Annotated in this window: 12 protein-coding genes; 3 read left to right on the forward strand and 9 right to left on the reverse strand. The window is 70.4% G+C overall.

Features of this window, described 5'->3' with window-relative positions:
- Nucleotides 1–58 precede the first annotated feature (58 nt).
- From CLM62_RS46965 to CLM62_RS47005, 9 genes are all read right to left on the reverse strand, one after another.
- Nucleotides 59–862: an HAD family hydrolase gene (locus CLM62_RS46965; RefSeq protein WP_095756035.1), complete on the reverse strand. Its 804-nt coding sequence runs from the start codon at nucleotides 860–862 to the stop codon at nucleotides 59–61.
- Entirely contained in the window at nucleotides 859–2,136 is a 1,278-nt protein-coding gene (gene serS, locus CLM62_RS46970; protein ID WP_095756036.1) for a serine--tRNA ligase, read from the reverse strand. The genes CLM62_RS46965 and serS overlap by 4 nt, the downstream gene beginning before the upstream one ends.
- 529 nt (nucleotides 2,137–2,665) lie before the next feature.
- Complete coding sequence (gene pheA / locus CLM62_RS46975) at nucleotides 2,666–3,598, reverse strand: prephenate dehydratase (protein WP_095756037.1); 933 nt, start codon at nucleotides 3,596–3,598, stop codon at nucleotides 2,666–2,668.
- Between the two features lie 63 nt (nucleotides 3,599–3,661).
- Nucleotides 3,662–4,960 carry an iron uptake transporter deferrochelatase/peroxidase subunit gene (gene efeB, locus CLM62_RS46980; protein ID WP_095756038.1) on the reverse strand — a complete coding sequence of 433 codons (1,299 nt, stop codon included), beginning with the start codon at nucleotides 4,958–4,960 and terminating at the stop codon, nucleotides 3,662–3,664.
- Nucleotides 4,961–4,968: 8 nt separating this feature from the next.
- Entirely contained in the window at nucleotides 4,969–6,924 is a 1,956-nt protein-coding gene (locus tag CLM62_RS46985) for a copper resistance CopC/CopD family protein (protein ID WP_095756039.1), read from the reverse strand.
- Nucleotides 6,925–6,937: 13 nt separating this feature from the next.
- Nucleotides 6,938–7,405: a copper chaperone PCu(A)C gene (locus CLM62_RS46990; RefSeq protein WP_095756040.1), complete on the reverse strand. Its 468-nt coding sequence runs from the start codon at nucleotides 7,403–7,405 to the stop codon at nucleotides 6,938–6,940.
- Nucleotides 7,402–8,055 (reverse strand): SCO family protein, encoded by a 654-nt coding sequence (locus CLM62_RS46995; RefSeq protein ID WP_095756041.1) that lies wholly within the window; start codon nucleotides 8,053–8,055, stop codon nucleotides 7,402–7,404. The genes CLM62_RS46990 and CLM62_RS46995 overlap by 4 nt, the downstream gene beginning before the upstream one ends.
- A 100-nt stretch (nucleotides 8,056–8,155) precedes the next feature.
- Nucleotides 8,156–8,896, reverse strand: a complete 741-nt coding sequence (locus tag CLM62_RS47000; protein ID WP_095756042.1) for a YcnI family protein — start codon at nucleotides 8,894–8,896, stop codon at nucleotides 8,156–8,158.
- A 201-nt stretch (nucleotides 8,897–9,097) separates the two neighbouring features.
- Complete coding sequence (locus CLM62_RS47005) at nucleotides 9,098–9,964, reverse strand: hypothetical protein (protein WP_095756043.1); 867 nt, start codon at nucleotides 9,962–9,964, stop codon at nucleotides 9,098–9,100.
- Nucleotides 9,965–10,194: 230 nt separating this feature from the next.
- On the opposite strand from CLM62_RS47005, the gene CLM62_RS47010 reads away from it, so the two are divergent.
- From CLM62_RS47010 to CLM62_RS50580, 3 genes are all read left to right on the forward strand, one after another.
- Nucleotides 10,195–10,650, forward strand: coding sequence for an ATP-binding protein (locus tag CLM62_RS47010; RefSeq protein ID WP_095756044.1), 456 nt, complete (start codon nucleotides 10,195–10,197; stop codon nucleotides 10,648–10,650).
- Nucleotides 10,651–10,749: 99 nt separating this feature from the next.
- On the forward strand, nucleotides 10,750–11,691 hold the full coding sequence (locus tag CLM62_RS47015) for an intradiol ring-cleavage dioxygenase (RefSeq protein ID WP_095756045.1): 942 nt from the start codon (nucleotides 10,750–10,752) through the stop codon (nucleotides 11,689–11,691).
- Between the two features lie 12 nt (nucleotides 11,692–11,703).
- A partial coding sequence (locus CLM62_RS50580; RefSeq protein WP_179382516.1) for a triphosphoribosyl-dephospho-CoA synthase occupies nucleotides 11,704–12,025 on the forward strand: 322 nt, incomplete at its 3' end.

Below are 12,025 nucleotides of genomic sequence, written 5' to 3' on the forward strand. Positions count from 1 at the left end.
AGGGCTGGGGGCAGGTCAGATTGGCGCCCGGCGTTGCAGGCTGCGCCAACAGCGGTTGCTACCCCAGCAGTCGCTCCAGCACCACCGCGATCCCGTCCTCCTCATTGGACGACGTCACCTCGTCCGCCACCGCCTTCAGCTCCCCATGGGCGTTGGCCATCGCCACCCCATAGGACGCCCAGGCGAACATCGGGATGTCGTTGGGCATGTCGCCGAAGGCGATCGTGTCCGCGGCCTTCATGCCCAGGCGGCGGGCCGCCAGGGACAGGCCGGTCGCCTTGGAGAGGCCTAGGGGGAGGAGCTCGACGATTCCCTCGCCGGCCATCGCGACGGTGACGAAGCCCCCCGCGGCCTGGCGGGCCGCCTCGGCCAGCTGGTCGTCGGAGAGTTCGGGGTGCTGTATGTAGATCTTGTTCAGCGGGGCGGTCCAGAGGTCGGACGCGTCCGTGAAGGGGGTCGCGGGAAGCCTGCCGGTGACCGCGTAGCCCGGCCCCACCAGCACCTCGCCGTCCAGTCCGTCGCGGCTCGCCGCGAGGAACAGCGGGCCGACCTCCGCCTCGATCTTGGCCAGGGCCACGCCCGCCAGTTGGCGGTCCAGGGTCACCGACGTCAGCAGGCGGTGCTCGCCGGCGTCGTACACCTGTGCGCCCTGAGCGCAGACCGCGAGGCCGTCGTAGCCCAGGTCGTCGAGGATGTGCCGGGTCCACGGGGCCGCGCGGCCGGTGACGACGATGTGCGCGGCGCCCGCCGCGGTGGCCGCGGCGAGCGCCTCACGGGTGCGTCGCGAGACCGACTCGTCCGAGCGCAGGAGCGTTCCGTCGAGGTCGGTGGCGACGAGTCGGTAGGGGAAGCCGGCGCTCACGTGGCGACCGGCTCCAGCACCTCACGCCCGCCCAGGTAAGGACGCAGTACCTCCGGCACCCGCACCGAGCCGTCGGCCTGCTGGTGGTTCTCCAGGATCGCCACGATCGTGCGCGGCACGGCGCACAGTGTGCCGTTCAGCGTCGCCAGCGGCTTGACCTGCTTGCCCTCGCGGACGCGGATCGACAGGCGGCGGGACTGGAACTCGGTGCAGTCCGAGGTCGAGGTCAGCTCGCGGTACTTGCCCTGCGTCGGGATCCACGCCTCGCAGTCGAACTTGCGGGAGGCCGAGGAGCCCAGGTCACCGCTGGCCACGTCGATCACGCGGTACGGCAGCTCCAGGGAGTTCAGCCACTGCTTCTCCCAGTCCAGCAGGCGCTGGTGCTCGGCCTGCGAGTCCTCCGGGGCGACGTACGAGAACATCTCGACCTTGTCGAACTGGTGCACGCGGAAGATGCCCCGGGTGTCCTTGCCGTGGGAGCCGGCCTCGCGGCGGAAGCAGGGCGAGAAGCCCGCATAGCGCAGCGGAAGGCGGTCGGCGTCGATGATCTCGTCCATGTGGTACGCGGCGAGGGGGACCTCCGAGGTGCCGACGAGGTAGAGGTCGTCCTTGTCGAGGTGGTAGACGTCCTGGGCCGCCTGGCCGAGGAAGCCGGTGCCGGCCATCGACTGGGGGCGGACCAGCGCGGGGGTGAGCATCGGCGTGAAGCCGGCCGCGGTGGCCTGCGCGATCGCCGCGTTCACCAGCGCCAGCTCGAGCAGCGCGCCCACACCGGTCAGGAAGTAGAAGCGCGAACCCGAGACCTTCGCGCCGCGCTCGACGTCGATCGCGCCGAGGATCTGGCCGAGCTCCAGGTGGTCCTTGGGCTCGAATCCCTCGGCGCCGAAGTCGCGGATCGTGCCGTGCGTCTCCAGCGTGACGAAGTCTTCCTCGCCGCCCACGGGCACGTCCGGGTGGACGAGGTTGCCGAGCTGGACGAGCAGCTCCTGGGTCTCGGCGGCGGCCGCGTCGCGCTCGGCGTCGGCGGCCTTGACGTCGGCGGCGAGCTGGCTCGCCTTCTTCAGCAGCTCGGCCTTCTCGTCTCCCGAGGCCTTGGGGATGAGCTTGCCGAGCGCCTTTTGCTCGGCACGCAGCTCGTCGAAGCGGACGCCGGACGACCTGCGCCGCTCGTCGGCAGACAGGAGGGAGTCGACGAGCGCGACGTCCTCTCCACGGGCGCGCTGCGACGCACGCACACGGTCGGGGTCCTCACGGAGCAGGCGAAGGTCAATCACGCGCTCAAGGCTACCGGTGCGGGGTGACGGCCCACGACTCACTATTCCGTACCGCGACTTACGTTCCGTTATGGGGCAATTGCCCTAAGTGTTCCCCTGTGTCAATAAAAGTCGCCTCACTCCCTGGAACGAGGCGCGTGGAAGGCGGCGAGTTGACTCGAATTCCTTGTGGGGGGCGGGGCTTGGGTCTGGTTGTCCACAGGAATCCACACCCTCCGAAGAGTTATCCACAGGCTGTGCGGAAGATCTGTGGACATCGGAATTGATCAATCCGAAACGGGTCCGTGACGCCCAGGATTCCCGGCACAAACCCTGCTTACCCCCACTTTGGGGTGGAAATGGTTCGCTCCAAAGGGTGGGGCAAAGGAAAAGAGTGGACGAAGGGTGATGTGCGCGGCGGTGAACATCAAGGTGGCCTGTAGGGCGATTTGTCGACTGACTCACGCTTCGTTGTCGACTTGTCCCCAGGTCGAGAAGCCCACCTGTGGATAACACCTGTGGATAACGAAAAATAGGCAGGTAGGACTGGCTAGAACCGGCCGTCCTGGCACCGCGCCACCCACTCCGCCGCCGAGACGAACTCCGCGTCGGAGGTCCCCGGCAGCGCAGGCCGTACGTCGGCCACCTCCACGTCCGCACGTGGGTACGAGCCGAGGAAGCGCACCTGGAGGCAGATCCGCTTGAGTCCCATCAGGGCCTCGGCGACGCGGCGGTCGGAGATGTGGCCCTCGGCGTCGACGCAGAAGCAGTAGTTGCCGATGCCGGCACCCGTGGGCCGGGACTGCAGCAGCATCAGGTTGATGCCCCGCGTGCCGAACTCGCCCAGCAGGTCGCGCAGGCCGCCGGGGTGGTCGTCGCGCTGCCACAGCACGACGGAGGTCTTGTCCGCGCCGGTCGGGGCGGCGGGACGGGCGGGCCGGCCGACCAGCACGAACCGTGTCTGGGCGTTCTCCGCGTCGTGGATCCCGGTCTCCAGGGCCTCGAGGCCGTACCGGGAAGCCGCGAACTCACCCGCGAAGGCGGCGTCGTAGCGGCCCTCCTGGACCAGGCGGGCGGCGTCCGCGTTCGAGGCGGCCGACTCCCAGGTGGCGTCCGGGAGGTTCTTCCTGAGCCAGTTGCGCACCTGCGGCTGGGCGGCCGGGTGCGCGGAGACCGTCTTGATCTCCGACAGCTTCGTGCCCGGCCGGACCAGCAGCGCGAAGGTGATCGACAGCAGCACCTCGCGGTAGATCATCAGCGGCGCACCCGCGACCAGCTCGTCGAGCGTCGTCGTGATCCCGCCCTCGACGGAGTTCTCGATCGGCACGAACGCCGCCTCGGCCTCCCCGAGGCGCACCGCGTCGAGCGCGGACTGCACGGAGACGTAGGGGATCAGCTCGCGCGTGGCCGCCTCGGGCAGCGTGCGCAGAGCGACTTCGGTGAAGGTGCCCTCAGGGCCGAGATACGCATAGCTCGCTGGCATGTCCTCACCCTAATGGGCCCTCGGAAACCGCATCCCACGACAGGCCCTCTGGCGAGGTGAGTCTCATCCCTCCAGCAACCGCTGCCCCACGTACTCCCCTTCCGCCGCCCCGCCCGGCACCGCGAACAGGCCGCTCGCCTCGTGGCGGATGAACCGCGACAGCGCGTCGCCCCGGTCCAGCTTGCGCTGCACCGGTACGAACCCGCGCAGCGGATCGGCCTGCCAGCAGACGAAGAGCAGGCCCGCGTCCGGCACCCCGTCGGCGTCGAAGCCGTCGTGGTACGAGAACGGGCGGCGGAGCATCGCCGCGCCCCCGTTCTGGTCGGGCCGCGTGATGCGGGCGTGCGCGTTGATCGGGACGACCAGGTTGCCCTTGGTGTCGGTCTTCTCCAGGTCCATCTCGGTCGTCTCGGTGCCCCCGGACAGCGCCGCCCCGTCGGACTTGCGGCGCCCGATGACGTTCTCCTGGTCCTTGAGGGGGAGCTTCTCCCAGTCGTCGAGAAGCATGCGGATACGGCGTACGACGGCGTAGGAGCCGCCCGCCATCCAGGCCGGGTCGGTCGAACCGGACGCGGACACGAAGATCCGCTGGTCGAAGTCGGACTCGGTCGGCTTCGGATTGCGGGTGCCGTCGATCTGGCCCATCAGGTTGCGCGCCGTCATGGGGTGGGCGGTGGCACCCGGCGAGCGGTTGAAGCCGTTCATCTGCCAGCGGAGCCGGGCCGCGCTGCCCGCGTCCTTCTGGATCGCGCGCAGGGCGTGGAAGGCGACCAGCGCGTCATTGGCGCCGATCTGCACCCACAGGTCGCCGTCGCTGCGCTTCTTGTCGAGGTGGTCGGAGGAGAAGTCGGGCAGCGGGTCCAGTGAGACCGGTCGCTGCTTCTCCAGCCCCGTCCTGCCGAAGAAGCTGTGCCCGAAGCCGAAGGTGACCGTCAGCGAGGACGGGCCGGCGTCCCGGGCCACGTCCGTGTCGTCGTGCGCCGCCGCCTCGCCCGCCATCAGCCGCCGAGCCGTCTGGGACCAGCGGCGCAGCAACGCGGCGGCCTCCTTGCGGCCCGCACCCGCCGCCAGGTCGAAGGCGACCAGGTGGCCGCGGGCCTGGAGGCCCTGGGTGATTCCGGGCTGATGTTTCCCGTGAAACATCACCTGATCGGCGCCCACGGAGGTCAGCGGCGTGGCCTCGGCGGGCCGGGAGGCGTATCCCATGGTCCCGCCGGCCGCACCGAGGACGAGCCCGGTGGCACCGGCGGTGCCGAGCAGCTTCCGCCGTGAAATGCCCTCCCTGGGGGCGGCGTTTTCGAAAACGTCTCCCTCAGGAGTGGTCTCAGGAGTACGGGCCTGAGGAATGGACTGGTCAGGCATGGTGGGGTTCAGCCGATCTGCGCGTTCTTGGAGACGGTCGTCTGGTCGATGTCGGAGGTCCGCACGGTCACGGTGACCTCCCAGTCGCCCGCCATGGGGATCTGCACTCCGCTCGCCGACCAGTGTCCGGTCGTGATGTGGTCGGGGACGACGGGCAGCGGCCCGATGTCCTTGGACTTCAGGGTGAAGGCGACCTTCACCTCGGGGATGTCGAAGGCGCGGCCGTTGGGCCGCCGTACATAGACGTGCATCTCGTTGCCGCCCACGCGCGCGGGGTCGAGGTCGACGGTCACGACGCCCTTGCCGTCCTCGCCGCCCGTGTCGAACGACATGTCCAGGGTCAGGGCCCCGGACGACTCGGCCGAGGAGGAGGACGAGGAGGATGTCGCCGCCTTGGCGTCTTCCTCCGTACGCCCGGGCTCGGTCTGCGTCAGCACGGTGGTGACAGCGAGCAGTACGACGGCGACACCGGCCTCGGCGAGCACCGAGCGGCGCAGCCCGAACCGGTTGGGGTCGGCGTCCCGCGCCCGCTTCTGCCGCGCCACGTCCATCGCGGCCTGCTGCCGGGCGAGCTGGGCGGCGCGCTTGGAGTCACCGGCGGCCTTGGAGTCGCCGGTTCCACTGGAATCAACGCCACCCTCGGAGTCCCCGGAACCGTCCCCCGCGGAGTCACCGACGTCGGCCCGCGCGCCCACCTTCTCCTTCTCCCGCTGCCGCTCCACCACCGCCGGCACCGCCTCCGCCAGCCGTGCCGTCCACCGCCGGGAGATCCACGCGACGCCGACCATCAGCGCCACCAGCCCGATCTTGACCAGCAGCAGCTGCCCGTACCGCGTGTCGGTGAACGCCGACCAGGAGCCGAGCTGGCGCCACGACTGGTAGATACCGGTCGCGACCAGCGCGACGACGCTGCCGAAGGCGACGGCCGAGAACCGGCGTACGGCGGTCGAATCGACGGGCGTGTCCGCGGGTGCCCTGTACAGCGCCACGAGCAGCGCGGTGAGCCCGCCGAGCCAGGCCGCGACGGCCAGCAGGTGGACGACGTCGACCGGCATGGCGATCCCCGACTGGATCCCGACCGAGGCGTGCTCGGACATCGCCCAGCTCGCGGCGAGCCCGGCGGCCACGACACTCCCGCCGACCGCGAGCCCGAAGGTCAGGTCCCGCTTCTCCTCGTCCTCCCGCTTCTCGTACGCCCCGAAGAGCACCGCGATGAACAGCGCCGCAGCGGCGAGCAGCAGCAGCCGGGAGACCAGCGCCGCGCCCGTCTTGGTCTGCAGCACCTGTCCGAGCAGGTCCAGGTCGAAGATGTCGCCGACCTTCCCGGTGCCGGTGTAGGAGCCGCGCAGGAGCAGCAGCAGGAGGGTCGCCGAGGTGAGCGCGAGCCAGCCGGAGACGACGAGCCGCTGCACGGCCCGTACACCGGAGCCGCGCTGCCAGCAGGCGAGCACGAAGGCGGCACCGCCGACCAGCACGATGAAGCCGGCGTACGACACGTACCGCCCGAAGCCGTACAGCCAGCCGACGACCCCGCCGCCCGCCGTCTGGGAGGACACCGACACGGAGGTGGACGAGGGGGCGCCGATGGAGAAGGTGTAGGCGCCGGAGACCGGATGGCTGTCCGCCGACACGACCTGGTAGGTGACGGTGTAGGTGCCGTCGGGCAGGCCGCTGTGCAGTTGCACGGTGTACGTCGTGCCGCTGACGTTGGACGGCTTGCCGCGCTGGACGGGCTTGCCCTGGGGGTCGAGCACGCGCAGCGAGTCGGCGGAGGTGCTGACCTGCTCGGAGAAGGTCAGCGAGACCTGGGTGGGCGCTTTGTCGACCACCGCCCCCTGCTGGGGGTCGCTGCCGGTCAGCGCGGCGTGCGCGGAGGCCGGCGCGGCCGAGGACAGGAGCAGTCCGGTCGCGGCCAGGAGCAGCAGCAACAGGGTCCGGACGCGGGGGGCGATGGTCTGCGTCAAGGTGGTCTCTCCCTCAGTGTCCGGTCTTCGGGATGGTCTTCGGGACGTATGTCGCCGACTTCACCGGCATCTTGACGGCGACCGGATCGGACTGGGCGAAGTGCAGTTCGACCGAGACCGTCTGGCCCTGTTCCGGCTTGCGCTTCAGCTTGTCGAACATCAGATGGTTGCCGCCGCTTTTGAACACGAGTTGACCGTGGGCTGGGACGGAGAGCCGGGCGACCTCCTCCATCGCGCCGCCGACCGTCTCGTGCACGGTGACCTCGCCGGCGTCGCTCGTGACCGAGGTCAACTCGTCCTTCGTACCGCTGTCGTTGACGATCGTCAGGAAGCCGGCCGCCATGTCGTCGGAGACCGGCTGCGGCATGTAGGCACCGGAGACGGTTATCCCGTCCCCTCCCTCGGAGCCGGAGTCCGTGCCGCAGCCGGCCAGGACCAGGGCCCCGGTCAGTACGGCGACGGTCAGGGCGGGACGCCTCACGGTTTCTCCCCCTTGACCAGCTTGGGGAGGTCCTTGGTGTAGTCGTCGACCGTGGCGTCCTCGCCGTAGAGGACGTACCCCTCGTCGGTCTTCGGGGAGAACGCGACGACCTGGGTGCCGTGCACGGAGACGACCTTGCCGTTCTTGTCCTTGTGTGTCGGCTCGATGGAGATGCCGAGGGTGCGGGCGCTGGCCTGGATGGTGGGGAAGTCACCGGTCAGGCCGACGAACTCGGGGTCGATGCCCTTGAGCCACTTGCCGAGCTCGGACGGGGTGTCCCGGGCCGGGTCGGTGGTGACGAACACCACACGCAGCTCGTCCTGCTCGGACTTGGGCAGCTGCTTCTTCGCGACGGCGATGTTGTTCATCGTCAGGGGGCAGATGTCGGGGCAGTGGGTGTAGCCGAAGTAGACCAGCGTCGGCTTGCCCGCGGTCTCCTTGCGGAGGTCGTACTTCTTGCCCTGCGTGTCGGTGAGGACCAGATCCGGCTTCTCGAACGGCTGGTCGAGGACGGTGGCGGCCTTGTCCGAGCCGGCCTCCTCGGAGACCACGGAGACGGGCGAGGTGCTGTCGTCACCGCTGCCGCAGGCGGAGAGGGTCAGGGTGGCGGCGGCGAGCAGGGCGGCCGCGGCGAACGTCTTCTTGCGCATAGGAAAATGTCCCAGATGTGATGATGTCGGCGCGCACCGGGGTCGAACGGGCAGTCGCATGGACGGCTGTGCGACCCCGGTGTGCGGCGGACGGCTGACTTCAGGCGCTGGTACGCCGACGCCCGGCGAGCACGCCGTACGCCACGCCCACCACACCGACGACGATGCCGACCACACCCAGGACGCGGGCGGTGGTGTCGCTGCTGTCGGCGGGAGCGGCGGTGTCGGCGGAGGCGGCCTCGGCGTCCGACGCGGAGTTGTCGGAGGCGTTTTCGGTGTCCGACGAGCCGTGGGAGTGCCCGTCCTCGGCGGCGGACAGCGTGAGCACGGGCGCCGGCGTCTCGGGCTCCTCCTGGCCCTTCTGCTGCTCCTCGATCCAGCGGACGACCTCCTTGTTGGAGTACGTCTGGATCGCCTTGAAGACCAACTGGTCGGCGTCCTCGGGCAGCGCGCCGACGGAGACGGGGAACTTCTCGAAGTAGCCGGGCTCGATGCCCTTGCCGGTGGCGGTCCAGGTGACCTTGGTGACGGCCTCGGTGAGCTGCTCCCCGTGGTTGTCGATGGGCTTGTCCAGCTTGGACTTGGTGACCTTGATGTCCCAGCCGGCCATCGGCTCCGGCATGACCGAGGCCAGCGGGTGGTCGGTCGGGAAGTTGACCTCGAGCTTGGTGGTCGAGGCGTTGTCGCGCTCGTTGGGGACCTTGAAGTCGACGACCGCGTAACCGCCCTTGGCGGCGGCGCCCTCGGGCTGCACGGTGACGTGGGCGAACGCGGGCGAGGACAGCACGACGACGGCCGAGGCGGCGATGGCGCCGGCGGCGGCGAGACGAGAGGCCTTCATGGAATGCACTCCACTCCGAACGAGGGTTTCCGGTGCTCCGGTGCTCCGGTGATTTCCGTTGGTTTCCGGTGATGAAGAGGGGTACGCGTGCGCGCGGGTGCACGATCACTCGAGAACACGGGCACACGCGCGTGCCGCACGACGGCGGCCCCTCCCCACGGATGCACGTGAAGTGCGGAAGTGGGTGCTGGTCGCGTCGCGTCAGGCGGCGAGGACGAGTACGGCGACCGTCGGCGGGCCGCGCCTGATCACCGTGTGCTGGAGTGCGGTGGTGCGCGGCGTCGGCGGCGTGAGCAGGGCGGTGCGCGGGACGAGCGGGCCGACCCCGGGTGTGCCCGGCAGCCCGGTCCGCAGGGCGCACACCAGCGCGAGCGCCCCGCGCAGGGACCGTACGAGCGCCCCCTCGGCGACGGAGTGCGCCGACAGCGAGGACAGTTCGACGAGCCGCAGCAACGCCAAGTCCCCGCGCCGCAGCAGCCATCCGGCGACCACCGCCGCCAGGACGTGGCCGAGCAGCATCGGCAGGGACGGCAGCAGCGACATGGAGGAACCCGCGGTGGACATGGCGTCCGCCGGGTGGTGCGTCACACTCACCTGCCCCGCGGCACCCGTCCCCGTGCCCGGGTGGATCCGCGCCTCGACGAGGATCCGGTGGGCCTGGGCGGGGCTGATCGCCGCCGCGGTGGTCCCGCACACGATCCGGGCGGCCTGCTCGATCAGTGTCGCGTCGGACACCGACGGCGCCGTCGGGGACGTAGCGGACGTACCGGCAGCCGCGGTGGCCGTCGCACCGTGCTGGCCCAGCCCGAACAGGACGTGCAGCACGCTCTGGCCGACCGCGAGCAGCGCCGCGATCCCCGGCAGCGAACGCTCGCGTCCGGCGAGCGGCGCCACGACCAGGACGACCCCCAGGAAGCCCGCGCCCAGCGTCCACAGCGGAACCGTGGCGCAGGAGGCGAGGGAGTGGCCGGCCGCGGCCAGCACGACACAGACCGCGGCGAACACCGCGGCCCGCAGCACCCGGAACTCACGTCCGGAGCGCGCCGTACAGGGGCGGGGGGCAGTCATGGCGGGCTCATCATCGCACTGGCCTTATGGCCGCCATACGGCAGGTCCACAAGATGACGTAAGAGGTGTACGACCGGAAGGTCACCCTCTGGCGTGACCTGCCCCTTTACACCGATCACCGGCCCAGGCACATCCCCCATATGGGCGGCATCACGTCAATCAGGTGCTTACACCCGGGCCCGCGCGGCAATACGTAACGGTATGTCGAGCCGCGGCCAGGAGGCTGGAGCATGAGCATCTGGTGGTCACTCCATCTGCGCCGCGAAGCCGCGAGCGTTCCGCTCGCCCGCCGCCTGCTGCTCGGCACGATGGAATCCGCGGGCGTCGATCCCGACATCTCCTACGACCTCTCCCTGGCCCTCAGCGAGGCCTGCGCGAACGCCGTGGAGCACGGCGGGGATCTCGCGCACGGCGGCACCTCGGAGGCCTTCCGGGTCACCGCCTACCTCGACGGCGAGAAGTGCCGCATCGAGGTCGCCGACTCGGGCCCCGGCTTCCCGGGCGGCCGGCCCTGGCCCTTGGCCCGCCTGGTGCCCGCCGAGGCCGAGCACGGCCGCGGCCTCTGTCTCATCCGGGAGCTCGCCGACCACGTCCACATCGGCAACAAGCCCGGTCGGCGCGGCGCGGTGGTGATCTTCGACAAGGTCCTCAAGTGGAGGAAGGACGCGCCGCTGCTGGCCGTGTAGCGCCCGTTCCGGCGTCCTCAGCACGCGTCTTGAGCATTCTTACCTTGCGCACAGCGTCTGCTCAGAGTCCTGACTGGCGGCGTTCTTACGTTTCCTCCCATGACGGGAAACCACAGGAACACCACGATCACCCGGCGCCGCGCTCTCGCGGTGACCGGCGGCACGGTCGCGGCCGGCGGCCTCGCCGTCGCCGGATACCAGTCGGCCTTCGCCGACACGACCACCGAGGCGGCCGCCGACGCGACGGGCACGGCGACGAGCTCCAGCGGCACATGCATGACGCTGATGTCGAGCGTCACCGAGGGGCCGTACTACCTCGACAACGCCCTGGTGCGGAAGGACATCACCGAGGGCAAGAGCGGCGTCCCGCTGACGCTGCGCCTCACGGTCGTGGACGCCACCGACGGCTGTACCCCGGTCTCCGGCGCGGCCGTGGAGATCTGGCACTGCGACGCCTGGGGCTACTACTCCGGCTACACCACCGCCAACCCCGGCGGCTCGGCGCCCGCGGAGAGCGAGGACGGCTCGACCGCCAACGACCAGACATACCTGCGCGGTTACCAGATCGCCAACGCGAACGGGGTGGTCAAGTTCGAGACGATCTTCCCGGGCTGGTACACCCCGCGTACCTGCCACATCCACCTCAAGGTGCACACCGGCGGCCAGAAGGAGGACGGCACCTACGAGGGCGGCAAGGTCAACCACACCGGCCAGCTGTTCTTCGCCGACGCCATCGCCGAGGAGATCTTCACGCTGGAGCCCTACTCGAAACACACCGGGACCTACACCCAGCTCGCCGACGACATGGTCTACGACGGCGGCGGCGCCTCCAGCGGCCTGCTGACCCTCGAACCCGTGCACAAGAGCGACCCGTCCAAGGGCTATAAGGGCTTCCTCACCCTCGGCGTCGACCCCGACGCCGAGAACACCGGCGCCGGCAGCGGCGGCGGTGGCGGCGAAGGCGGCACGCCCCCGAGCGACGCCCCGACCGGCACACCGCCCAGCGACAACGCCTCCCCGTCGGCTTCACCATCCTCGTAAGGCGGTACGGCCATGAGGAGCCAAGAGGACGAGACGCTGGCCCAGACGGCCGTGGACGCACTGACCGGACAGCTGGCGCTCGCCCCCAAGCCCGGCCTGCCTGACCCGCGCGACCTCGGGGCCCGGGCCGGCCACCGGGACCACCGCTCGCTGCGCTGGTCGGCCAGGGCGCTCACGCCCGGCCTCGTGGCGATGGCCACCGCCGCCCGCCGCACCGGCGGCCACCGCCGCCCGCCGCACCGGCGAGCCCGTCGCCGTCGCCCTCGGCAACGGCGCCGCCGACACCGCCGCCACGCTCGCCGAGCACGGCGCGGCCCGGGTCCTCACCCACGAC

This window comes from Streptomyces sp. SA15 (assembly GCF_002291145.1).
GTDB lineage: Bacteria > Actinomycetota > Actinomycetes > Streptomycetales > Streptomycetaceae > Streptomyces.